General features: G+C 28.2%; 27 protein-coding genes and 1 pseudogene. 14 read left to right on the top strand and 14 right to left on the bottom strand.

Annotated features, from left to right (window positions below; translation table 11 throughout):
- The first annotated feature begins 186 nt into the window (after positions 1-186).
- From QZV12_RS04090 to QZV12_RS04060, 7 genes are all read left to right on the top strand, one after another.
- Positions 187-897, top strand: coding sequence for a hypothetical protein (locus tag QZV12_RS04090; protein WP_295617620.1), 711 nt, complete (start codon positions 187-189; stop codon positions 895-897).
- Complete coding sequence (locus QZV12_RS04085; protein ID WP_295617617.1) at positions 887-1,057, top strand: hypothetical protein; 171 nt, start codon at positions 887-889, stop codon at positions 1,055-1,057. The genes QZV12_RS04090 and QZV12_RS04085 overlap by 11 nt, the downstream gene beginning before the upstream one ends.
- 127 nt (positions 1,058-1,184) lie before the next feature.
- Positions 1,185-3,581, top strand: coding sequence for a hypothetical protein (locus QZV12_RS04080; protein WP_295617614.1), 2,397 nt, complete (start codon positions 1,185-1,187; stop codon positions 3,579-3,581).
- The gene (locus QZV12_RS04075; RefSeq protein ID WP_295617610.1) at positions 3,581-4,150 is read left to right on the top strand and encodes a hypothetical protein; all 570 of its coding nucleotides are present in this window, start codon (positions 3,581-3,583) and stop codon (positions 4,148-4,150) included. Before QZV12_RS04080 ends, QZV12_RS04075 begins: the two co-directional genes overlap by 1 nt.
- Before the next feature lie 339 nt (positions 4,151-4,489).
- Positions 4,490-4,747 (top strand): CHC2 zinc finger domain-containing protein, encoded by a 258-nt coding sequence (locus QZV12_RS04070; RefSeq protein WP_295617607.1) that lies wholly within the window; start codon positions 4,490-4,492, stop codon positions 4,745-4,747.
- Positions 4,748-4,762: 15 nt separating this feature from the next.
- Complete coding sequence (locus QZV12_RS04065) at positions 4,763-5,308, top strand: hypothetical protein (protein WP_295617604.1); 546 nt, start codon at positions 4,763-4,765, stop codon at positions 5,306-5,308.
- Entirely contained in the window at positions 5,278-5,547 is a 270-nt protein-coding gene (locus QZV12_RS04060) for a hypothetical protein (RefSeq protein ID WP_295617601.1), read from the top strand. The genes QZV12_RS04065 and QZV12_RS04060 overlap by 31 nt, the downstream gene beginning before the upstream one ends.
- Positions 5,548-5,680: 133 nt before the next feature.
- Here QZV12_RS04060 and QZV12_RS04055 read toward each other — a convergent pair whose 3' ends face one another.
- Genes QZV12_RS04055 through QZV12_RS04045 form a run of 3 tightly spaced genes read right to left on the bottom strand, consistent with a single transcriptional unit; the run spans position 5,681 to position 7,535 of the window.
- The gene (locus tag QZV12_RS04055; RefSeq protein WP_295617598.1) at positions 5,681-6,169 is read right to left on the bottom strand and encodes a DNA/RNA helicase domain-containing protein; all 489 of its coding nucleotides are present in this window, start codon (positions 6,167-6,169) and stop codon (positions 5,681-5,683) included.
- Positions 6,082-6,594, bottom strand: coding sequence for a DNA/RNA helicase domain-containing protein (locus QZV12_RS04050; protein ID WP_366925537.1), 513 nt, complete (start codon positions 6,592-6,594; stop codon positions 6,082-6,084). Before QZV12_RS04050 ends, QZV12_RS04055 begins: the two co-directional genes overlap by 88 nt.
- A complete protein-coding gene (locus tag QZV12_RS04045; RefSeq protein WP_295617591.1) occupies positions 6,594-7,535 on the bottom strand; it encodes a DNA/RNA helicase domain-containing protein in 942 nt (313 codons plus the stop codon). The genes QZV12_RS04050 and QZV12_RS04045 overlap by 1 nt, the downstream gene beginning before the upstream one ends.
- A gap of 102 nt (positions 7,536-7,637) precedes the next feature.
- On the opposite strand from QZV12_RS04045, the gene QZV12_RS04040 reads away from it, so the two are divergent.
- From QZV12_RS04040 to QZV12_RS04025, 4 genes are read left to right on the top strand one after another with little or no spacing between them, the layout of a single operon-like run.
- Entirely contained in the window at positions 7,638-8,759 is a 1,122-nt protein-coding gene (locus tag QZV12_RS04040) for a DNA/RNA helicase domain-containing protein (protein WP_295617588.1), read from the top strand.
- Complete coding sequence (locus QZV12_RS04035) at positions 8,717-9,580, top strand: DNA/RNA helicase domain-containing protein (protein WP_366925536.1); 864 nt, start codon at positions 8,717-8,719, stop codon at positions 9,578-9,580. Before QZV12_RS04040 ends, QZV12_RS04035 begins: the two co-directional genes overlap by 43 nt.
- Before the next feature lie 33 nt (positions 9,581-9,613).
- Positions 9,614-11,356 carry an ATP-dependent endonuclease gene (locus QZV12_RS04030; protein ID WP_295617585.1) on the top strand — a complete coding sequence of 581 codons (1,743 nt, stop codon included), beginning with the start codon at positions 9,614-9,616 and terminating at the stop codon, positions 11,354-11,356.
- Positions 11,346-13,109, top strand: coding sequence for a UvrD-helicase domain-containing protein (locus QZV12_RS04025; protein WP_295617582.1), 1,764 nt, complete (start codon positions 11,346-11,348; stop codon positions 13,107-13,109). The genes QZV12_RS04030 and QZV12_RS04025 overlap by 11 nt, the downstream gene beginning before the upstream one ends.
- 106 nt (positions 13,110-13,215) lie before the next feature.
- Here the strand turns inward: QZV12_RS04025 and QZV12_RS04020 are convergent, their stop codons facing one another.
- The 3 genes from QZV12_RS04020 to QZV12_RS04010 form a co-directional block, all read right to left on the bottom strand.
- The gene (locus QZV12_RS04020; protein WP_295617579.1) at positions 13,216-13,374 is read right to left on the bottom strand and encodes a hypothetical protein; all 159 of its coding nucleotides are present in this window, start codon (positions 13,372-13,374) and stop codon (positions 13,216-13,218) included.
- Between the two features lie 2 nt (positions 13,375-13,376).
- On the bottom strand, positions 13,377-13,754 hold the full coding sequence (locus QZV12_RS04015; RefSeq protein WP_295617576.1) for a glutathione peroxidase: 378 nt from the start codon (positions 13,752-13,754) through the stop codon (positions 13,377-13,379).
- A 182-nt stretch (positions 13,755-13,936) separates the two neighbouring features.
- Positions 13,937-14,395 (bottom strand): flavodoxin, encoded by a 459-nt coding sequence (locus tag QZV12_RS04010; RefSeq protein WP_295617573.1) that lies wholly within the window; start codon positions 14,393-14,395, stop codon positions 13,937-13,939.
- Positions 14,396-14,649: 254 nt separating this feature from the next.
- Between QZV12_RS04010 and QZV12_RS04005 the strand changes: the two genes are divergently transcribed.
- Together QZV12_RS04005 and QZV12_RS04000 are read left to right on the top strand one after the other, a co-directional pair.
- Entirely contained in the window at positions 14,650-15,675 is a 1,026-nt protein-coding gene (locus QZV12_RS04005) for an aldo/keto reductase (protein WP_295617570.1), read from the top strand.
- Between the two features lie 189 nt (positions 15,676-15,864).
- Positions 15,865-16,212 (top strand): annotated as a pseudogene (locus QZV12_RS04000) (arsenate reductase family protein).
- A 122-nt stretch (positions 16,213-16,334) separates the two neighbouring features.
- Here the strand turns inward: QZV12_RS04000 and QZV12_RS03995 are convergent.
- The 4 genes from QZV12_RS03995 to QZV12_RS03980 all read right to left on the bottom strand — a co-directional run bounded on the left by QZV12_RS03995 (position 16,335) and on the right by QZV12_RS03980 (position 18,253).
- The gene (locus tag QZV12_RS03995) at positions 16,335-16,739 is read right to left on the bottom strand and encodes a hypothetical protein (protein WP_295617564.1); all 405 of its coding nucleotides are present in this window, start codon (positions 16,737-16,739) and stop codon (positions 16,335-16,337) included.
- Positions 16,670-16,966, bottom strand: a complete 297-nt coding sequence (locus tag QZV12_RS03990; protein ID WP_295617561.1) for an aminotransferase class I/II-fold pyridoxal phosphate-dependent enzyme — start codon at positions 16,964-16,966, stop codon at positions 16,670-16,672. Before QZV12_RS03990 ends, QZV12_RS03995 begins: the two co-directional genes overlap by 70 nt.
- On the bottom strand, positions 16,963-17,532 hold the full coding sequence (locus QZV12_RS03985; protein ID WP_295617559.1) for an aminotransferase class I/II-fold pyridoxal phosphate-dependent enzyme: 570 nt from the start codon (positions 17,530-17,532) through the stop codon (positions 16,963-16,965). Before QZV12_RS03985 ends, QZV12_RS03990 begins: the two co-directional genes overlap by 4 nt.
- Positions 17,533-17,734: 202 nt before the next feature.
- Positions 17,735-18,253: a nitroreductase family protein gene (locus tag QZV12_RS03980; protein WP_295617556.1), complete on the bottom strand. Its 519-nt coding sequence runs from the start codon at positions 18,251-18,253 to the stop codon at positions 17,735-17,737.
- Between the two features lie 166 nt (positions 18,254-18,419).
- Between QZV12_RS03980 and QZV12_RS03975 the strand changes: the two genes are divergently transcribed.
- Positions 18,420-18,911, top strand: coding sequence for a DUF308 domain-containing protein (locus tag QZV12_RS03975; protein WP_295617554.1), 492 nt, complete (start codon positions 18,420-18,422; stop codon positions 18,909-18,911).
- 370 nt (positions 18,912-19,281) lie between these two features.
- Here QZV12_RS03975 and QZV12_RS03970 read toward each other — a convergent pair whose 3' ends face one another.
- The 4 genes from QZV12_RS03970 to QZV12_RS03955 form a co-directional block, all read right to left on the bottom strand.
- Positions 19,282-19,467, bottom strand: a complete 186-nt coding sequence (locus tag QZV12_RS03970) for a transporter substrate-binding domain-containing protein (protein WP_295617551.1) — start codon at positions 19,465-19,467, stop codon at positions 19,282-19,284.
- A complete protein-coding gene (locus QZV12_RS03965; protein ID WP_295617548.1) occupies positions 19,451-20,104 on the bottom strand; it encodes a transporter substrate-binding domain-containing protein in 654 nt (217 codons plus the stop codon). The genes QZV12_RS03970 and QZV12_RS03965 overlap by 17 nt, the downstream gene beginning before the upstream one ends.
- A gap of 278 nt (positions 20,105-20,382) precedes the next feature.
- Positions 20,383-21,660 (bottom strand): serine--tRNA ligase, encoded by a 1,278-nt coding sequence (gene serS / locus QZV12_RS03960; protein WP_295617545.1) that lies wholly within the window; start codon positions 21,658-21,660, stop codon positions 20,383-20,385.
- A gap of 327 nt (positions 21,661-21,987) precedes the next feature.
- Positions 21,988-22,617 (bottom strand): hypothetical protein, encoded by a 630-nt coding sequence (locus tag QZV12_RS03955; RefSeq protein WP_295617542.1) that lies wholly within the window; start codon positions 22,615-22,617, stop codon positions 21,988-21,990.
- Between the last annotated feature and the right edge of the window lie 59 nt (positions 22,618-22,676).

Genomic DNA, 22,676 nt, shown 5'->3' with positions numbered 1-22,676 from the left:
AAGGACTAAAAAGTCTTTAAATGAATAACAAAGTTTATATAATACATTAATCAAACAATAAGATAGTGATTGTTAGCCAGTAGTGATAAACCAATTTTTAAATGGTTTAAATTTTTACAATCACTAACACTAAAAGGAGAGGATATTATATCACAAAAATCTACCAAAAATAAAGAGGTCGAAAGTATGAGCAACTTAGTCGAAAAAGCAAATGAAATGCAGAGCATTATGAATCTTCTATATACTCTATTAATATCATTTAGAGAGCATTTTGATTCACTACCTGCATTTGATTCTGAAATAGATGTAGAAATAAAAAATGGTTCAAAAGCCATTAATTCACTGTTAGGATTGCATACCATATTAAATTGCTTAATAATTGAGTTATGCAAAATTAGTGAAAGAAACAGTGAAATTTGTAACAAAAGCAATTTGTTAACTGAAAAGATAAAACCAGTATATTATAAAGGTGAAAATATGAATAATAGATTTGAACAAGAAAACATTGAAAAAGAAGCTGTAAAAGGGACTGTAAAAGAAATGATAACTGAATTAGTATATCTTAGAAAAGTTATTGACAATGCTGTTTATTATGGTACTAGCATTAGTTTAAGAGCAACACATTTAATTGATACTATCTTATACTGCCACGATACAGGAATAAAAGATGAATTTACATCAAAAGAACTTGAAGAAATGTTTAATCAAATAGAAGAGGCAAACTCTGAAAAAGAATTCCTTGATTTAAATATAAAACATATAACTGATAGTATTAATGCTACTAATTCAATACTCGAAAAACTATTAGACATAAATTATTATGGATACGTCGTTGAAGGATTTTATGAAGACACAGAAGAAGATTTCTATACCACAGGTGATATGGATGCAAAATAAAAAAAGAAACCGTTGTATATTGTACCAATATGAAAAATGTAATTACTGCGGATATTGTGCGGAGCATGGTTTTTTAGACATTCCTTTAGATGAACCATCTGAAGATAAACTACTAGAACAACTATACTACGAATTAGAAAGAGAAGCAGACAGGATGTAAAAAGAAAGGATATGTCCAAGTTAGAAAAAGTAACCTAGACACACATTCTAAAATGACAATAATATATTTGTGTCTAATATTAAAAATACTTTTTCTTCTTGGATACTCCCATACCCCGGAGGGAAAAATGGAAGACCATTTTAATGAGCTTAAAGAATCTATCGAAAGAGAAATAGCAGCTGAAAATGAGCTAGCTATTTATAAAGTAACTGATGAATTAGACAATTATAAATATGATGATACTGGCGTATACATTCCATTTAATCAAGAAAATATTTATTTAAAAGTCAGTAGAAATGAAAGTAAAAAGTCAGAAGTAATCTACAGCTGGACAAAGTACAGTGACAATAATTTTCAAACTTTAACAAATTATAGAAGTGATAAATTAATAAATGAGGAAGATAAGAAGCTAATTAATAATTTAATCACTACTGGCGAGGCAGCGGGGCTTAAATCTAATGAAGATGAAATGCTTTTCTTTGTTAGCACGTTTAAGAGCACTATTATTCAAGCTAATTGTTTAAAAGTTTTAAAAGAACTTGATTTTGAATTTAAAACAGATATATGGCTAGAAGAAGATGAAGACTTGGAAATAAACATTATACAATTTGCAGATTATGATGAGTTAATTCAAAAAGAGGCAATGGCCCTCCTAGAAGAAGATACACTTTATGATAATATAATTTCAAGCATTTCTTGGACACATGAAGGTAACGATGAACTTAAAAAACAACTCCCATTAATCTTAACCTCAGTCTTTATAGATCAACCCGTACACACAGAACTTAATGCTGATACTGGTACAGGTAAAACTGACATTATTATTGAGTCATCAAAAAACTACCCTGAAAGTTATATTCATATTTTAAGGACAATTTCCCCAAAAAATATCTACTACGATAGAGAGTCATATGGCGAGTTTAATATTTTAATTTTTGACGATATTGTTTTAAGTGACCCTATGATTGAGGTTATAAAAGAATTAGCTGATAATAATAAACCAATTAAAGAGTTAAAAACAGTTATTGATGGTAAATCAAGAACATTCACATTAGACGGTAAATTTCTAGTTATATTAACTTATGCAAAGCAAAATCCAGATGAAGAACTCTTAAACCGTTTGTATAAGCTAAACATTATTATTAAAGAAGAAGCCAGTAAAACAAGCATTAAACATAAAATCCAAACCAATGCTGTTATTGACTCTGATAATAATGAGATTATTAAAAGGAGCAGGTTGATTATACAGGCAGCCATACAATACTTAATTGAAAAAGAAATTGTTGTTTTTAACCCTTTTACATTACTGTTTGACCCTAGTTCCCTCAATAATAGAAATATAAAAGGGTTCATTACACTTGTAAAATCAAAGACCTTTTTCCACATATTAAAAAGAAAATGTATTGAAATAGATAATGAAAGAGTATACATTGGTTCTTATGAGGATTATAGTTTTGTTAAAGATTTATGGGACAAATCAGCTGAAACACAGGAATTAAAACTTAATGCAAATCAAATTAAGATTCTTAAGTATTTACCTAAGATGACTCGTGAAGAAGCTTACAAACATCATGAAGAAGTTTTTGATGAATACAATGCATCTGAGTCAAGAGATGAAAAAGATAAGATTCTCGAAGATGAATATACAAGAAGCAACATCTCAAAAGCTATTGGTATCAATACCAACACCTTAAGAAATTATTTAGATAAATCCCAAGGCACAGCAAAATCACTAGAAGACCTTGGACTTATAGGTAAAATTAAGTTTGATTCCGATAACAGGTCATCACCTTGGACATATTACAAAATAAAAAAGAGTAATGATGACCCTGATGCTAAAAATAATGGTTGTGTTGGTTGTCAAATTGAAAATGACAAGCATATTAATACCTTAAACTTCAAATTAGATGTTCTATACTCTTTGTTAACCTTGTCTAATATTTCAATTAATGAAGAGGGGTGGGAGTATCTAAATTCTTACTGTGAAAATTATACAGTTAAAATTACTGTAAAGGATTATAATTCATATTATGATTTTATAGATGGTGCAATAAAAGGGTTTGATTTTGATAATTATTCTGTCAATCTATATGATGCTAAATACGTTGATTTAACCTATGTAAAAGATGTTGGCAGTATCATAAAAAATTCAAAAATAATGACCCCATCTGATGATGAAGACAAATTACACAACCTTCAAGAAGTGGTAGAAAATGCTCCATCAGATGAAAAAGGTAGGAAAATTGGTGTTAACTCTTATTTAACAAGTTATACAAGTGATATTAGTAATACTGAATTAGCATATAATATTGGATTATGCTTAAAAAATGAGAGTTTGACTGCAAAAGAACTCACTGATAAAATACATGAAGAGGATGATGTGAGTGTTGATTTTCTAGCTATTTCAGTAGGTAAATGCGTAAATGATTTAGTAAACAGCCAGTTAGTTTCACAAAACAAAATAAATGATGAGATTTACTACGAAGCTAGTGAAAGCTTTAAAAAACTTCTAGGTGATGGCTAATGTATACCTTACGAGATTATCATCATGATTACTATAATGGCAATTATTACAGAGATGTTCGATACCTCCATGAGGTATCACAACCTCTTTTCCTAAACTGTAACGATTATAAAGAAGATGATGACCCTTCAGAAACCTTCCTAAATTTTTTAAATTTAAAATATCGTTCTGGAATACATGGGCTTCTCGGAGCGGAAATTAGCTATTATAAAACTTTACCTGAATACAAAAAGAAAGATAATAGTAAAAGGTACTATGATAGATTATTTTTTGACTTTGATGTCTCAGATAATAGAGCTTCAGAAATTAAAAAGGAAATTCTCGATACACAATCTAATTTAGTTGGTAGAAAGAGAAGAGAAAAAATCAAGTCCTTACAAAGCAGATATAGGTCTTTAATCTTTGATGAGGACCTGCTTGAAAAACCTTTTGTAGAAGCTATTAAATTATGTGATTACTTACGTACTAAAGGAGTCAAAGCATATCTAATTGCTAGTGGAAGTAAAGGTTTTCATGTTAACGTTTTCTTTGGAGAGTTGCAGTTAAATCAAATTGGTAAGATTAGCTAACATCTAGCTAGTGTTTTTCAAAAGACTTTAGTTTTAGATACACTTGACCTTGCCGTAAATCGTGATCCACACCGGAGGCTTCAACGAGTCCCTTACAGCATTAACTCAAAAACAAAACTATATTGTCAACCAATACCAAATGATATAAGTTATGAAGAAACCCTTGACTTAATAGGTAAAAACAAAAATAAACCTGTTGAATTTCGTATTGATGAATATTATGCTCCTAGTTCTTTCAATGATTTATTAGCATCATTAAATGATGATTTTAATAAGGAGATAAAAAGAGAAAATAAAAAACGTACAGTAATACATAAAACTGCTGGTCACTATGATAACATGTTTGAAAATGTTGACTTAAGATACTTAGCTATTTTAACATTAGGTGAACCAGTAGCCGAATATGAAAATAGAAATACCTACTGCTGCCCATTTCATGATGATACTCATCCAAGTGCAGTAGCTTTTAAGAATCGTTTTTATTGTAGTGCCTGTGGAGTGAATCTTAACAAATACGATTTTGTAATGCAGGTAACCCGCTCTAAAACTAAAAACGAAATGTTGATGAATTTAAAGGAGATATTAAATCTCCAATAAGAAAAGGTGATATATATGCAAAAAGAAAATTATACTCAAAATAAAACTGATGAAGAATATAAAAAAGAAAGAGAAGAATTTATTCAAGAACATTCATACTATAAAGTAGATGATAAATTAAAAGCAAAAGGATACAAATATGATGCAGAAAGAGTGTATATTCCATACACCTATAAAAACTCTGAAAATCCGGATTGTAGAGATATATACTTAGCTATTTCTAGACATGCAACTGAAGAATGTAGAATATCATATTACTGGTCCAAATGTGTCGAAGGTGTTTTTTATGAAATTGAAAAATTTATAAGAGATAAATTGCCATGTGAAGAGACCAATGATTTTAATAGTACATTAGCAAGATATGGAATCGAAGCTAACCTAGATTCAACAAAAGGTTCATATAAAGAATTTACAGAACAAATTAAAAAAGATATTGCTCAATCTAATTGTTTAGATATATTAAAAGACAAGGATTTTGATTTCATGGCTGGTTATTACTTTGGTGATGAATATTTAACATCAGATGAAATATGTCTAATTTACTTAATAGATGCGATATGAGAGACCTTGTAAGAATAGTTTTTGACTGTGAACCTGTTAAGTCTTATGAAAGAAAATATCTACCAGATTATGACTTAATACATTGTATACTTCATGATGATGAGCATCCAAGTGCTAGTGTTTATAAACATGTTTACATCTGCGAAGGATGTAATCCTCCTGTAAAATTAGACCAGTATAATCTTATTAAAAAGGCATTTGGTTTTGAAAATATATCAGAAGTCATTGATATCATTTAAGAAAGAGTTTTTTGAAAAACTTCTTGAAATAAAAGTACAAAGGGGAGAAATTGAAATAATTAAAATATAAGAGGATTATAATATCCTCTTATTTTTAATCAATGAACTTATTTTTTTTGAAAACTCCCCATGATCACATTAATTCTTTTATTCCGGATTTTAATAACATCTCATAAACTAAATCTAATTTTTTAGGTTTATGAGGTACAAAAATAATAAATCCATCTCTTCCTCTTGTTAATAATACTCTGTAGCTATTTCTTCTAAACACATTAGTATCGCTGTTTTCATCTTGATACCGTTTATATTTTAACCATTTTTCACCATCCCATATCATATCTTTTGCCCAAGCTATAATGGGCATGTCTAATTCAAGCCCTTGAATATCAAATTCAGTTATAGTATTTTTAAATGAACAACAAGACTTAGGGTCTGTTGATGGTGCATTAAACCATTTTCCCTTATCCACCTTCATAGTATATTCAGGTGCATTATTTATCCCATAAATAAAAAGTCCTGCACCTTTTGACGATGCTAGCAAACCATATTTTTTATTTGGTTCTTCAGCATATCTATTTTTACAATATTCTTTAGCAGCATCAAGGTCTCTTGTGCAGTACATATTATACCCTTGAGAGTAAATATTATCTGAAGTTTTGATGCATTTTCTATATCTCCATCAATAATATAATTAACAAATTGACTTACGGCACCAAATAAATGTGAACGTAGTGAAACAGTTAAATCAAAAGATTCATTTTCGAAATTATCAAGTAATAACTGATTTTCAAATATTGGATTTAGTTTAGGAGGACATACAATTTCCCATTTTTTATTTCCTCTTTTAATTGCTTCATCCCATAATATTAATCCTGCATTTTCCCCATTGTGAATTTCTTGACCTTCACCAACTAAAATTAAAAGAACACACCAATCAAGACGATCTTCATATAAACTAATCATAACTTCAGGCTCTGTAAAATCACCTCGACCTTTAGCTTGCATTCTTTTAATATCCCATGCACGTTGACCTTCATCAAAAACAATTACATTCTTATTAAAATCATAAGCTCCATGGTTAATAAATTCTGTTTCAACTTTATGTATTTCTTTGCAAATACATCACTTTTTAAAGCATCTGTTAATACTTCTACTAATGGCCCATTTCCAGATAAATAAACTGAATTAACATCACTTACATCATAAACATATTGAAGCCCTAAATATGTTTTACCAGCACCTGGAACTCCTGTAACAAAAGCAATTACATGTTTTTTATTATTTTTTGCATATGATGTTAAATATTTTAAATTTTCTAGTGTTTGCGGGATACAAGTACTATTTACCTTACGAATATTTGGAAGCTCTTCATCATCCATAATACGTCTTGCTGCCTCAACAATTGTAGGTAATGGTTCATATTTAGAAGAAGTCCATTCTTTAATATCACATACATTTATTTCACTAGAATAAATACTATCAAGAACCTTTTGAAGCATATCATCAGATACACATTGGATATTATCTATTTTTTTATCCAAGTTAGTAGTTCTTGTTAAAACTAAAAGTGGAATAACTTTTTTATCTCGAGATTCATAGTGATACTCATTTAAATCTCTTGCATAAGCTTTAACCTGATCGATATCCTCTTGCTTAATAACATTTTTCATTTTAAATTCAAGAATTACAACATCATCGTTAGAAAGTAAAATAACATCAGGCCGTCTTCCAGATTCATAAGGAAGAGCGTATTCAAAAAGAATACTAATATCCGGATGTAAATTAACATTATGCATTACTCTAAATGAATCTCTCCAAGCATGAACCTGTTCATCACTTAAATCAAGTGAATAACTTTCTAAAAAAGCTGTTTTAAGTTGGTTAATAAATTCTTCTTCATTTTCTTTGCTAAAATTAGCTATTAAATTGACATAACAACAACGTTCAATTTTTTGTGAATTCCAAGTTATTATTTCTCCAGGTCCCATACTCATATTCATCATCAACGCGTCTTTATAAAAAAATTATTATATAAAAACTATTTAAATATTATATAAAGAAGTTAATGAAGATTGGATTGGTGCTGTAAAATGGTTAAATTAGGTTATGAAAGTTCAGTAAATGAATTTAAAAATGATAACAACAATTATATCCTAGGTGAATTGACTAAAAATTATAATTTCGAGTTAAGAGACCTGCAGAAAAATGCATGGATATCTCAAATAAACATTTTAAAAGACCAATTATCCACAATTGATAATGGTGACATCATATTTGAATATACTATTCCTAGAATGGGTTCTATAATATATAATGTTCTTTTAATAGATGGTTTAGTATTTATTATTGAATTTAAAGTTGGTGAAACCGAATACAAAAAAGCTGATCTAGACCAATTAGAAAATTACATAAAGATATTAAAAAATTATCATTATGAAAGTAGGGACAACATTCTTATACCAATTCTCGTAGCTACTGAAGCCGAAACAACAAATAACCAATTTGAACTTCATGAAAATAATATATTCAGCACTCTGAAATCTAATAAAGAAAATTTATATAATATCATTTCAAGAATTTGTCAAGAGTATAAAACAGATAATGATTTAAGTAATTGGTCAAAGTCAAAATATGCACCAACACCCAGCATTTTAGAAGCCGCAAGAAAATTATATGAAACTCACGAAGTTGAAGATATTAAAACATATAGCTCTGATGATTTATTTTTAGCTGAAACAGAACAAAGCATTGATCAAATAATCACAAATTCAAAAAATAACAATCAAAAATCAATAATCTTTTTAACTGGAGTCCCAGGAGCTGGAAAAACATTAATTGGACTAAATACTGCAACAAAAAGAAGTGTAACCAATGATGAACCAGCAGTATTTTTATCAGGTAACGGCCCATTAGTAAAAGTTCTACAAGAAGCTCTAGCAAGAGACAGCTCTAAAAGAAATAACATTACCAAAAATGCTGCTAAACTAAAAGTAATTTCATTTATACAACCAATCCACCAATTCAGAGATGATGCAATAGATAACGATGATGTACAACATGAAAAAATTGTAATTTTTGATGAAGCACAAAGAGCATGGACTCAAGACCAAACTGAAACCTTTATGAAAAACAAAAAGCAAATTGAAAACTTTGGGATGTCTGAACCTGAATTTTTAATAAGTATTATGGACCGTCAAAAGATTGGGCAGTAATAATTTGCTTAGTTGGACAAGGCCAAGAAATTAATAAAGGTGAAGCTGGAATCAATGAATGGTTTAAAGCATTACACAATAAATTCCAAAATTGGAACATATATTCTTCTAAAAAAAGCTTAGATATAAACAACCAATTTGAAGATTTAACAATAACTGATAATGATAAACTATTTTTATATAGTACAATAAGATCTCTTGACGCTCCAAATCTTCCAAATTTCATTGAATATTTATTAAATAATGATAAAGACAAAGCTATCGATATGCTTAAAGAATTCAATGACGAATATCCATTATATATTACAAGAAATTTAAATACAGCTAAAAAATGGATAAAACAAGAAACTACTGAAGAAGCAGATACAATAAGATATGGATTATTAGCTCAATCAAATGGACTTCGATTAATACCTGAAGGAATATTTGTTAAAAATAATATTAATCAAGAAGCATGGTTTTTAAATGAAACTGAAGATGTAAGAAGTTCCAATCATTTAGAAATCCCTGCTACTGAATTTGATATTCAAGGATTAGAAATCGACTATGCAATTATGGCATGGGATGCAAATCTTAGATATATAAATGGAAAATTTGAATATTACAAATTCAAAGGAACAAAATGGAACCATATTAAAGATACAAACGAAATAGAAAGAAATTACCTAATAAATTCTTATAGAGTTCTGTTAACTCGAGCACGTAGAGGAATGGTAATTTTTGTTCCCGAAGGTGATGATGAAGATGCAACTCGACCAAGTGAATACTATGATGGAACATATGAATATTTAAAAAGCATTGGAATAACAGAATTAAACTGAAAACCAATGAAAAAAATAATGGGAGACATATGAATGCATATTTCTAATTTAAAGGTAAGAAACTTTAGAGCTATTGAAAATTTAGAATTATCTTTTAATAAAGGACTAAATGTTTTAATTGGAGAAAACAACTCCGGAAAAACAGCAATTATTGATTTATTAAGATTAATTTTCGATAAAGTTAATTATCCTCATGAAATATACTGGAAAGAATCTGATTTTAGAGTTGGTTCAACTGATGAAATTAAACCAATTGAATTTGAAATTAAATTTAAAATTAATAATAAAAATGAAAAATATTGGTTCAATGATTTGCATATTGTTGAAATAGATGAAAATAATAATATGCAAGATTTCCTAGAAATACAAGGGAAAATTACGTTAATTAACTCCAATAATTCTAAAAAAATAAAACGTGAATTTTGGGGTGGAAAAGATTTTGAAAATAAAATTCCATGGGAAGTGTGGAATTCATTAAACTTTACTTATCTTAGCCCATTAAGGGACGTGAATCGTGATTTAAGACCAACAGATAATAATTTACTAAGTAAACTTTTTTTAAATATAGCTGATTTGAAAGATGATGATTATAAAGAAAAAATGGCTTCAATAATTAAGGAAAATTTTGATAATGACGAATGGATAGAACTTCTTAATGAAGGAAAAGATAAAATTATAACTCATCTTAAAGAAATGAATTTTATAGATGATTTTCAAGATATCGATATAAATTTTTCAACATTTGAATATGGAGATATTGTTAAAAAACTAATCCTACAATTACCAATAAATTTAGATGATGAAACAAATAAAATAAACTATTTTAATCTTTATCAAAATGGATTAGGATATAATAACCTTATTTATGCATCAACCATTTTTGGAGATATAATACAACGAAAAGAAATATTAAAACAAGATTATAATCTTCTTCTAATTGAAGAACCTGAAGCACATTTACATCCCCAATTAGAGAGTACTTTTTTTAGATATTTACAAAAGTTAGATATGAATAATGAATTTCAAATTATTGTATCCTCTCATTCACCTACAATTACAGCAAAAACAAAATTAGACAATGTAATTGTTATGAAAAATATTAATAACACTATTTATGCCACTTCTATAAAAGATACTTGCTTAAAAAATGAAGATAAAATTTTTCTTAAAAAATTTTTAGACGTAACTAAATCACAACTATTTTTCTCAAATGGAGTAATATTAGTTGAAGGAATAACTGAAGCATTATTATTACCTATTTTTGCTAAAATGCTTGGTGAAGAATATGATCTGGAAAAAAATGGAATAGAAGTGATTGTTACTGGAATATCTTTCCAAAGATATAGTGGTTTATTTAATTCAGATGATCCAAATAAACGTTTAAATTTTAAATGTGCAGTATTAACTGATGATGATGGAGATAAAAAAGGATTAAGCGATAGTAGATTAAATAATTTAAATAAATTATCAAAGAATAATTTTAAAGCATTTATTGGTAGAAATACATTTGAATGGGAGCTATTTAAAAATAATTTAAATTCTGATATTATTCCAAAGATATTTGATAAAGTACATCCACGTATTAGAAATAATCTTAAAAGTAACGGTACTAAATTTACACCTGAAATATTAGTAAAAAAACTAAAAAAAACTAAATCAGAGTTTGCATATGAACTTTCAGAATTCTTAGAAAAAAATTATAAAACAACAGATTTTATTATCCCCGAATATATAAAAGAAGCTATTATTTTTGTTGTTGATAATCATGATGAATAAAGAACTGTCTCCTAAACAAAAAGAAATACTTAATACAACTGGAAAATTTGTAGTAAATGCTTGTGCAGGCAGTGGAAAAACTTTTACCCTTTCTAAAAAATTAGCTAAATTAATTAAAACTAATAATGATCCACATATGGGGATTGCAACATTATCATTTACTAATACTGCCTGGAAAGAAATAAAACAAAATTTAGATGAAATGAATGTTGAAATTAGGTTTCCTCATTTTATTGGAACATTTGATAAATTTATAAATAAATTTATATTTTATAAATATTATTATTTATTACCTATCTTCAAAAAAAGGCCCATATTAGTTGGTGATGTAGGGACATCATGGAACAAACTAAAACCAAATATGGGATATGGTCAATATTTTGACATATTTTCACTAAATTCCAAAGGAAATATAATTAAAACAACACAAAAAAGAACATATTTTAAGTTTGATGAAAAAAAACCGGATAAACATCATGATAACATTAAAAAAATGAAATGTCAATATTTCAAAGAAGGTTTTGTGACTCAAGATGATATTAATTTTTTTTCATATAAATTAATTAATCAATTTGATTTTATTTCGGAAATCATTGCAAATAGATTCCCTATTTTTTTAATTGATGAAGCCCAAGATACAAATAAAATTAAAATGGATATAATTGATAAAATTATTACTAATCCAAATGTTCAAGAATCCATTTTTATAGGCGATTTTAATCAAGCAATTTATGAATGGAATGGTGCTGACCCAAAATCTTTCAAAGAATTAACCAAAAAGTATAAAACTATTAATTTAGATGAAAATTGGAGAAGTTCTAAGAAAATATGTGAATTTACTTCCAGATTAGTTACGCAAAAATATAAAGCTGTGAATCCAAATATTAAATCATATACATTTACACCAGAAGTAAACGGATATGCTAAACCAAGAAATGAACATGAATTTTTTAATAATATTATAAATGAATTTTTAGAGTTATGTGAAAAAAATGACATAATTATGAATAAACAAAATGTTGCAGTACTTTGTAAAGGGAATGCTTTAATAAAAACAATTCAAGGAAAATCAGAATTAGAAGAAGATTTTTTTCATGAACATGATACATTATATGACTTAATTTATTCAAAATGGTTATTTGATTCTAATAGATTACATGAATCTTATAAAAAAGTTGAAAATTTAATTATATCTTTAATTTTAAAGGAAAAACGGATTACTTATTCCCAGAAAAAAGAATACATTGATGAATTTGGCTTTTTTGAAATGAGACAGTTATGCTTTAATCTAATAGACATTATGCCCCCTATAAAGAATATTACTTTAAATGAATGGGTTATTAAATTCAAAACAAAATTAAAAAAATCAGATTTAATTATAAAACAAATATTGTTAAGAAAAATTAAACCAATAAATAAATACATACTTATCTCAGATCTATTTGAAAATGCAGAAACAAATCAAAAATATTCTTTAAGCACAATTCATAAGGTAAAAGGCGAATCTTTTGATGCAATATTATTAATACTCAGAACTAGACCTAATAATGAAAGTGGATACAAAAAAATAGTTAAAAAATTCAAAAAAAATGGAATCTTAACTGAAGAATTAAGAAATATTTATGTTGCAATTACACGTCCTCGAAAAATATTAGTAATCTATGTACCTAAAAGTCATGAAGAAATGTGGTATGAATTGTTCTTTAATAAACCATTTATTCCAAAAAATCAGTTAACATTATCTGATTTTTAAATATTTAATGAAAAAAGTTATCAAAAAAAGTAGCAAAATATATATAAAAGAAAGCTCATAACTTTAATTGTAAGACAACTAATTCTATGAGCTTTATATGCTTAAACTATAATAATTCTTTAACTTTTGCCTTAATATCATCTAAACTTTCAGTTGGTTCAAATCTTTGAACTACATTTCCTTCACGGTCAACTAAAAATTTAGTGAAATTCCATTTGATGTCATTGTTGTCCTTATAATGCCTATCCATCAATTTAACAACCATCTTTATTTTCTAGCACCATCACCAGTAATGTCTTTAAATGGCTGTTCGCTTTTGAGATAAGTGTATAAAGGATCTTCATTTTCACCATTAACTTCAATCTTTTCAAATATTGGGTATTGAACCAAGAAATCAACACGACATGCTTCTGCAATTTCTTCTCCAGTACTTGGAGCTTGCTTACCGAATTGATTGCATGGGAAATCTAAAATAGTGAATCCTTCATCCTTAAATTCATTGTAAATTTCAGTTAACTCATTGTATTGTGGAGTGAAACCACATTTTGTAGCTGAATTAACAATCAATAATACTTGACCTTCGTAATCTTTTAAAGATACCATATTTCCAGCAGTGTCTTTTACTTCAAAATCATAAATTGACATGTTTTTCACCTTAAATATTTTGAATAAAAATCTTAATAAACATGAAAGAGTTATAAGAACTAATTAAGCAACAAATTTACTGATTAAACTAATTAAACTTAATTAAATCCAAATAAATCAATAAATAAATAATAAAATATTTAATAAATCAATTAAATTCCAATAAACTTAATATATCCGGATTATTCAATAAATGAAGATAATCTATCACCGAATTCATCATGCTTAACTTCTTTTGTAGTGAGACCTAATGTTTTTAAAGGAGCTTTGCCAACATACTTTTCCATTTGCTCCAATGCACCTTCAAAACCTGTGCCGCCAGCAGTTACAAAGAATTTTACATCATTGAATTTTCCTTCATTTTGTTTAATATATGAAATCATAGGATTTGCAGCTTTTCCAGCCCAAACAGGAACACCTAAGTATACCAAATCATAATCTGATACATCAAATTTTAATGGTTCCAAATCAATGATTTTTTCAGAAATAGCATCCTTTCCACCACGAGCAAAACCAATTTTACCACTGTAATTTACTTTTGATACAATTTCCTCAATATCTGCACCTGTCTCGCTTGCAATAGCTTCGGCTAATTTTTTTGTAACTTCTGTTCTTGAAAAATAAGCAACTAAAATACTCATGATATCACCAAAACTCGATAAATATTTTTTAAAATTTTGAAAGAGATATATAATATACTTTCTGTTATTGAATAATTTTAAATCTTCATCATATAAATTATTAACTTTATTTAATTAATAAAATTTTTCTTTACCTAATTAATAATACATTATTTCATTAAGAGAAGAAAAACCATAAAAAATACTTAACAGTTTTAATAGATAATTATATCAACTAATCAAAAAATTTTTAAATAATTATAAAAGGTGTTTTAATGAAATACACAAAGTTAGGCAATTCAGATTTAAATGTTAGCCGAATATACATGGGATGTATGGGATTCGGAGACCCAAATAATGGAATGCACACATGGACATTGAATGAAGAGGAATCAAGAAAAATCATAAAGGCAGGAATAGACAATGGAATAAACTTCTTTGACACTGCAATCGGCTATCAAAATGGAACAAGCGAACAATATGTAGGTAAAGCCATAAAGGATTTTGCTGATAGGGAAGATATGGTAATAGCTACCAAGTTCCTGCCAAGAACTGAAGAGGAAATCAAAAACAATGTTTCAGGACAGGAACATATCAATAAAATGGTGGATACCAGCTTAAATAATCACAATTTAGACTACATCGACTTATACATTTACCACATGTGGGACTATAACACTCCATTATATGACATTCTCGATGGATTAAACAGCATAGTTGAAGAGGGAAAGGCCAGATACATAGGCATTTCCAACTGTTTCGCATGGCAACTTGCAAAGGCAAATGCACTTGCTGAAAAAGAGGGATTTGAAAAGTTCGTTTCAGTACAAGGACATTACAATCTAATATTCCGTGAAGAGGAAAGGGAGATGATTCCATACTGCAGAAGTGAAAACATTGGACTTACACCATATAGTTCCCTTGCTTCTGGAAGGCTTTCAAAAATGCCTGATGAAAGTTCCAAAAGATTAAAGGAAGATTATTACGCTAATAAGAAGTACGAATCAACTGAAGAGCAAGATTCAGTTATCATAAAAAGAGTGATTGATTTAGCAAAGGAATATGATGTTTCAATGAGTGAAATCTCACTTGCATGGCTTGAGACAAAAGTTGACTCTCCGATTATGGGCGCTACAAAGCTAAAGCATATTGAAACTGGAGTGAATTCTGTAGAGCTTAAGCTAAGTGAAGATGACCTCAAATACCTTGAGGAACCATACAAAGCTCATGATCTTGTTGGTGTGATGGCAGACAACAAGGCAAAAGCCAACGACAGCGAAAAGGTTTGGGTTAGAAAATAGAAATATGAAAAATAACTGAAAGCCAATTGAAAAAATGAAAATAAAAAAATGAAAATAAAAAAATGAAAATAAAAAAATGAAAATAAAAAAATGAAAATAAAAAAATGAAAATAACAAAATAAAAATAAAATAATTAATATGATAACTGATAAAAGATATTATTAATTAAATCATTCAAGAGGTTAAAAAATGTTATTTATTTACTACCCAAGATGCAGTACATGTCAAAAGGCAAAAAATGGTTGGATGAAAACGGATTCGAATATGATGAACAGCATATTGTTGAAGACAATCCAGATTATGACCAATTGAAGGCATTATATGAGAAAAGTGGACTACCTCTCAAAAGGTTCTTCAACACTAGTGGTAAAATTTACAGAGAGATGCAATTAAAAGACAAGTTACCTGAAATGAGTGAAGAAGAACAATTGAAGATTTTATCTACTGAAGGTATGCTTGTAAAACGTCCAATAATTGAAACTGAATGTATGTCTTACTGGATTTAGAGAAAAAGAGTGGGAAGAAAAATTGAAATAGAGAAAATTTCTCTATTTTTTCTATTTTTTAAATTGATTAAATTCACTAATTTTAACTATTTTACTAAAAACTAATATCACAGATTTACTATTTTTAAAAAAAAAGATTAGAAGAAATAAATTTTATTTTTCATTACTGTTTTTAAACTTGATTATTCCTTCTTTTAAAGCATTCAATCCATCAATCAATAAATCTTCAGGACATGCAATATTCATTCTCAAGAAATTATCTCCATTTTGCCCAAATTGAACTCCTGGAGATAGGAATAATCCTACTTCTTCTCTTAAAAACTCAGATATTGCATTGGAATCAGTGTTGAAATCATTGTTAATCCTACTTATATCCAACCACAAGAGATATGTTGCATTAGCAGGAACCAATTTGATTTCAGGAATTTCAGCCTTTAAAAAGTCATTTACAATCATCTTATTACTGAATAATACTTCCCTTAATTCATTCAGCCAATCTTCACTCTTATATGCTGAATAGTGGCATCTATTGAAAAGATATTGGCATGATTGAAGCAATCAATTGACAATTGCCTTTCTAAGATTTCATAAAACTCCTTGTTTTCAGTGAAAACCGCGGAACTTTGAAGTCCTGCAATGTTAAATGTTTTGCTTGGAGAAATGCAGGTAATGCTATTTTGAGACAAATCATCATCTAATGAAGCAAAAGGAACATATTTTAAATCAGGATCTGTTAAGTCACAATGAATTTCATCAGATACAATAATCAGATCATGCTTTTTCACAAGGCAGCAATTTTTTCAAGGATTTCCTTATCCCATATCCTTCCGATTGGATTATGAGGATTGCATAGAATCATTAGCTTTGTTTTAGGATCTTTTAGTTTTTCCTCCAAATCCTCAAAATCGATTTCGTAGGCAGTTTCCACATCATTTGAATCTGGATTGTAAATCAATTGATTCTCTACCACATTCCTATTATTGTCTAAGATTACATAAAAGAAAACATGATAAACTGGAGTTTGGATAAGCACATTATCTCCCTCATCACTAAAAGCACGGATAATACTTGTAATTGAAGGCATGACTCCTGTTGCAAATAGCAATTGCTCTTTTTTCATTTCAAGACCATATTTTTTCCACCAACTGATATATGAATCGAAAACCTCATCATTTACAAAAGAATAAGCGTAAACCCCATGTTTAGCCTTTCTATTGACAGATTCATAAATGGCAGGAGCTGCATAAAAATCCATATCTGCAACCCACATTGGATATTCATCGTCAAATAAATCCCATTTTAGTGAATTGGTGTTTTTCCTGTCAATGACTGTATCAAAATTGTATTTCATATTTTCATCTCCAACAATATGACATTAAATCAATAGCTAAAAATCAAGAAATCGAGAATTATTAATAGAAACTAAAAGATTAATAGAAACTAGGTTCATAGAATTTAGAACAAATAATAGAAACTAAAAGATTAATAGAAACTAGGTTCATAGAATTTAGAACAATTAATAGAAACTAAAAGATTAATAGAATCTAAAATAACTAATAAGTTTCATAATGAATTCTTGACTCATCAAACTTGTCCATAAACTTATTTTCCCAACCTTCAGCAGGGTATCCTAAAGTAATTATGCAAAATGGTTTTAGGTTATCGTCCTTTGGCAATCCAACAATCTCTGCAATGGCATTCATTCTTTCCTCTTCTGGTGCAACCCCATTCCAAAGCCCGCCTAATCCAAGATTGACAGCTTCAAGAAGCATGTTTTCAGCTGCTGCACTCATATCCTGTTGCCAAACCAATTTATAAAATGACCGTTCAATGTTTGCAATTAAAAGAATAGCTACAAGAGCATTTGTTACCCGAGGCTTTATCTCTCCAATTTTAGCTAATGTATCCTTATTTTTTATAATGAGAAATTCCCAAGGTTCTGCACCTAATCTGCTTCCAGGTGCTTGCATTCCTGCCCTTAAAATCTTTTCTATTTTTTCATCTTCAACATCTTTGGAATCATATTCCCTTATGCTACGTCTTGTATTGATAATTTCTTCAAAATCAGTCATTTTATCACTTAATATTTTTATATTGTTTTAATTTCTCAATTAAAGATTAAATAATTTATGATTTAAATAATTAATTGAAAAATAGTGAAAAAATTATAAATTAAACAAATTTAACTAAGTGAATATTATATAAAATATAAACAATTAATTAAATTGAGGTGAAAAAATGGAATCCAACAAAATGTTAGCCCTTATCTCAATACTTATTGGTTTAATATTTATCATATTCCCAATGTTTAGTGCTAATTTAATTTCCATCCTTATCGGAGCTGCTGTATTAATATTCAGTATAGGATTAGCATATGCTGGAATTATTTCTAAAGAGATTGATGGTGCTTTCTCCACTGTTGCAGCAATTTTTGGTGTTGTAATGATTATCTTTGGATTAGCATTCATCTTTGGAACCAATGCAATTTCATTCTTAATTGGATTACAATTCTACATAGTAGGATTTATGATGATTGTAGGAGCTATCCTTGCATTACTTGCAGGTCCTGAAGTCAGCAAATTCAGTGCTTTAATCACTTTGATTTTAGGTATAGTTGTTATATTCATTGCAATATTCGCTGCAAATAATCCAATATTAATTACAATAATTATAGGTATTGCATTAATAGCACATGGAATTTCCAGATACATATATGCAGACAAATATTAATGAAGAATAATTATTCTTCATTTTACTATTTTTTAACTTTTTACAATAATTCTAATATTATTTTTATTTCCTTATTCTGATTTTTTTCTAAAATTTCATTTATTTAATCTTATTTTACCATTTTTATTTTTTTTTATATTTCAAAAAAAATTAAGAATAACTAAACTAAATAAAAAACTAAAAAAGTTATAGATTTTTAAACTAAAAGAGAACTAAAGAATAAATTAAAAGTTATAAATTTTTAAGTAAAAAATAAACTAAAAAAATGCTCAAATAAAAAGATAAAAACTAAAAAATAACCTAAAAAAAGAATTAAATAAGAAGATAAAAACTAAAAGAATAAAAAAAAGATAGAGAAAAATCAATTTCTCTATTCAGGATAAATTAAACCTTCAGGAACACCATAATCCTTGTATTTTTGAGCAATTTTATCAACAGTTCCATCTTTATACATTTCATCTAAAGTTTCTTGAACTTGATATTTTAATCCTTGATCCTCTTTTGAAAATGCTACTCCATATTGTTCATTGGAAAGTGTTTCATAAGATTCTAGCATCCTGGAATCTTTCTTTAACCATATACTTTCCTAAACAACTATCTATAATAATAACATCACAAACTCCAGATTCCAAATCTAAGAATGCAGTGTTGTATCCATCCACTTGATTAATTATCTTGAATGTCTTGTTTAGAGTTTCATTTTTTGCAATTGTATTTAATATTGAACTTCCTTGTTGAACTTCTAAAACTGTTCCATTCAAATCATCCAAAGTTGTTATATTTGAATCTCCTCTAACAACAACAAGCTTGGTATTGTTAAAGTAAGGCTTGGTCCAAGAGTAATCGTTTTCTCTTCCATTGATAGTAAATTCACTCCAAATACAGTCAATTTCCTTACTATCCAACTCAAATTTTTTAGTATTCCAATCTATAATTGGCTGTGCTTTGAATGTCCAATTATTTCTTTTAGCAACCTCTTGAGCTAGTTCAAGATCAAAACCGGTATAACTGCCATTGTCATCCACATAACCAAATGGCGGGAATTGACTATTGAAACCAATGATAAAAGTATCATCAGGATTGTCATTCAAGCTTTCAAAATCACCTAAGAAATCAAAAAATCCTGCACTAGCACAACCTATTATTAAGAATATTGATAATATAATTGATATTAATATGATTGATTTTTTCATAACTCACCCTCAATTAATAAGTATGCGTTATTTTCTTACAATCTAAACATTTCATTAAAAATTAAATAGATTAAGTAAGACTTATTATTTTTTTACCTATTTTAATTGTTTATTATCCTTTATTAATAAATATTTGTGAAATAATTTCAAAAATTCTTAATAGAGTTTAGAATAATTTAAAAAAAGAGCAATGATTGTTTTTAAAAAAAGTTTTAAAAAAATAAGATAAAAATAAGAAAATATTAAAAGAAAAATAAATAAAAGAAAAAGAATAAAAATTATTCTTTTGCTTCAATAACTGTTTTTCCACCCATATAAGGCACTAAGACCTCTGGGACTTTTATACTACCATCCGCTTGTTGATAGTTTTCTAAAATACAGCAAATGGTTCTTTCAGTAGCAATAGCAGTACTGTTTAAAGTGTGTAAAGTTTGAGCATCTCCAGAACCAGCTCTACCATATCTGGTTTTGGTTTTTCTTGCTTGATAATCCTTACAGTTGGTACAGGAAACCAATTCCCTAAATGCACCAGAACCTGGGAACCATGCTTCAAGGTCGTATTTGATAGCTGCATTATCGTTTAAAGCAGATGATACAATAGCTATGATTTGATATGGAAGACCTAATTTTTGATAAATCCTTTCAGTGACTTCCATTAAATGATCATGCTGATTTCTTGAATCTTCAGGAGCAGAGTAAATGAACTGTTCAATCTTTTCAAATTGATGAACTCTAAAGATTCCTAAAGTGTCCTTTCCATGAGAACCAGCTTCTTTTCTAAAGCAAGTTGAAAGAGCACAGTATCTTAAAGGCAAGTCTTCAGGATTGATGATTTCATTTCTGTGAAGTGCTGCCAATGTCTGTTCAGCAGTTGCAATAAGGTACATATCTTCATTTTCAACCTTGTATAAGGTTTCCTCAAACTCAACAAGCTCTGAAGTTTCAGCAGCCACTTCCCCTTTTACAAAGAATGGAGTTTGCATAGGAATGTATCCTTCAGCCTCAAGTTCTGAAAGTGCAAATTGGATCAAAGCCAAATTCAAATGGAGGATATCCCTTTTCAAGTAATAGAATCTTGCACCTGAAACGCTTGCTGCAGTTTCAAGGTCAGCGCCATCAATCTTATTGATTAAATCAACATGATTCAATAGCTCAAAGTCATGCTCTGGAATTTCACCATAGGTTCTGACAACCACATTATCGTCTTCAGTATCGGAAACAGGAACATCTTCATCAATGATATTTCCTACCTTGTATCTGTAGTCATCTCTAAGCTGGAGGTATTCAGCATTTTTAGCGCTTAATTCCTTGATTTCATTTGCCACTTCCTTACTTTTGGCTATGACTTCTTCAATATTGCCTTCCTGCTTAGCTTTTTTGAATGATTTTGATAATTTGTTTTTTTCTGCCCTTAAGGAGTTTAATCTTCTTTCACCTTCTCTCCATAAGGTATCATATTCAATAACTTTCTCTGCATTTTCAGTGCTTCTGAATCTTTTCTTCTCAGAGTCAAATATCATTTCCGGATTTTCTCTGAATAATTTAATATCTAACAATGTTTATTCTCCTTCTAAATGAATAATAAGTAATATAAAATTGATAATTTTAAATTAATTGAAATCAATTGATAATTAAAATTAATGTTAAAAATAATAATTAGGATTATAATTAAAATTAATAATTAAAAATTGAAATAAGTGGAATAATCAATAATTAAAATTTCCATTAATAAATAATATATTTTTCTTATTTAATAATTATTTTGATTAAAAAGACTTATTTTTTAAAAAAATTTTAAAAAAAAAACAATAGTGTCAAATAGCATTTCAAATTAATATTGTCAAATAGCATTTCAAATAAATATTATCAAATAGCATTTCAAATTAAAAACCATTGATTAAGGTTTCATATCTTGATTCTGCCTTTAATATTGGATCCTTTGAAATATTGTTATGGCTTAATATCTTTATTGGCTTAAAGTCTCCAGAGCCTAAATTCTCTCTTTTTAAAACTTCACTCTCAAGATAATCTGGATAGACAAGATAATCAAAATCCAAGTTGGAATCATGGCAATCATCTTCAAGACTCTTATCATATCTGAAATCAATGACATTTGCTCCAATATCCCTAACTATATCCTTTAGGAATTCTGAATAGACTTTAACATTTTTATCATTATTGCTTGATCTGATTTTATTGAATTCATCCTCCTCCAAAACAGCAAACTTAAGATTATCTTGATAATGTTTAAAAATGGAATCTATCTCATCAATTTCAATAGCTTTATCAATCAATCCATTTTCAAAAAAGCAATCTGAAACCAATTTTATGCTATCCTTGATTTGGTCAAATGTATTTATTTTAATGGCTAATGAATTCATTTTCACTTTGCTTTCAGAGAGCAAAATAGCTAAATCCCCTTCCTCTTCATCTGGAAACTTATTTACTTTAAACTCTTTTAAACCAGCCCATTCAACAATTTGCCTACACATTGGAGTTGTAACAACTATCATAAAATTCCTCAAAATTTGATAAAAATTATAAATTAAAATATAATGATATATGAAAAATA

Source organism: uncultured Methanobrevibacter sp. (assembly GCF_902769175.1).
Taxonomy (GTDB): domain Archaea; phylum Methanobacteriota; class Methanobacteria; order Methanobacteriales; family Methanobacteriaceae; genus Methanobrevibacter.
The sequence above is the reverse complement of the archived record's forward strand: the minus strand, read 5'-3'. Positions and strand labels throughout refer to the sequence as shown.

What these genes read in the sequence shown, in the direction of transcription:
- QZV12_RS04090 (WP_295617620.1), top strand. Translation starts at nt 187, where the DNA reads ATGAGCAACTTAGTCGAAAAAGCAAATGAAATGCAGAGCATTATGAAT.
- QZV12_RS04085 (WP_295617617.1), top strand. Translation starts at nt 887, where the DNA reads ATGCAAAATAAAAAAAGAAACCGTTGTATATTGTACCAATATGAAAAA.
- QZV12_RS04080 (WP_295617614.1), top strand. Translation starts at nt 1,185, where the DNA reads ATGGAAGACCATTTTAATGAGCTTAAAGAATCTATCGAAAGAGAAATA.
- QZV12_RS04075 (WP_295617610.1), top strand. Translation starts at nt 3,581, where the DNA reads ATGTATACCTTACGAGATTATCATCATGATTACTATAATGGCAATTAT.
- QZV12_RS04070 (WP_295617607.1), top strand. Translation starts at nt 4,490, where the DNA reads ATGTTTGAAAATGTTGACTTAAGATACTTAGCTATTTTAACATTAGGT.
- QZV12_RS04065 (WP_295617604.1), top strand. Translation starts at nt 4,763, where the DNA reads ATGCAAAAAGAAAATTATACTCAAAATAAAACTGATGAAGAATATAAA.
- QZV12_RS04060 (WP_295617601.1), top strand. Translation starts at nt 5,278, where the DNA reads ATGTCTAATTTACTTAATAGATGCGATATGAGAGACCTTGTAAGAATA.
- QZV12_RS04055 (WP_295617598.1), bottom strand. Translation starts at nt 6,169, where the DNA reads ATGTACTGCACAAGAGACCTTGATGCTGCTAAAGAATATTGTAAAAAT.
- QZV12_RS04045 (WP_295617591.1), bottom strand. Translation starts at nt 7,535, where the DNA reads ATGGGACCTGGAGAAATAATAACTTGGAATTCACAAAAAATTGAACGT.
- QZV12_RS04040 (WP_295617588.1), top strand. Translation starts at nt 7,638, where the DNA reads ATGGTTAAATTAGGTTATGAAAGTTCAGTAAATGAATTTAAAAATGAT.
- QZV12_RS04030 (WP_295617585.1), top strand. Translation starts at nt 9,614, where the DNA reads ATGCATATTTCTAATTTAAAGGTAAGAAACTTTAGAGCTATTGAAAAT.
- QZV12_RS04025 (WP_295617582.1), top strand. Translation starts at nt 11,346, where the DNA reads ATGATGAATAAAGAACTGTCTCCTAAACAAAAAGAAATACTTAATACA.
- QZV12_RS04020 (WP_295617579.1), bottom strand. Translation starts at nt 13,374, where the DNA reads ATGGTTGTTAAATTGATGGATAGGCATTATAAGGACAACAATGACATC.
- QZV12_RS04015 (WP_295617576.1), bottom strand. Translation starts at nt 13,754, where the DNA reads ATGTCAATTTATGATTTTGAAGTAAAAGACACTGCTGGAAATATGGTA.
- QZV12_RS04010 (WP_295617573.1), bottom strand. Translation starts at nt 14,395, where the DNA reads ATGAGTATTTTAGTTGCTTATTTTTCAAGAACAGAAGTTACAAAAAAA.
- QZV12_RS04005 (WP_295617570.1), top strand. Translation starts at nt 14,650, where the DNA reads ATGAAATACACAAAGTTAGGCAATTCAGATTTAAATGTTAGCCGAATA.
- QZV12_RS03985 (WP_295617559.1), bottom strand. Translation starts at nt 17,532, where the DNA reads ATGAAATACAATTTTGATACAGTCATTGACAGGAAAAACACCAATTCA.
- QZV12_RS03980 (WP_295617556.1), bottom strand. Translation starts at nt 18,253, where the DNA reads ATGACTGATTTTGAAGAAATTATCAATACAAGACGTAGCATAAGGGAA.
- QZV12_RS03975 (WP_295617554.1), top strand. Translation starts at nt 18,420, where the DNA reads ATGGAATCCAACAAAATGTTAGCCCTTATCTCAATACTTATTGGTTTA.
- QZV12_RS03970 (WP_295617551.1), bottom strand. Translation starts at nt 19,467, where the DNA reads ATGCTAGAATCTTATGAAACACTTTCCAATGAACAATATGGAGTAGCA.
- QZV12_RS03965 (WP_295617548.1), bottom strand. Translation starts at nt 20,104, where the DNA reads ATGAAAAAATCAATCATATTAATATCAATTATATTATCAATATTCTTA.
- QZV12_RS03955 (WP_295617542.1), bottom strand. Translation starts at nt 22,617, where the DNA reads ATGATAGTTGTTACAACTCCAATGTGTAGGCAAATTGTTGAATGGGCT.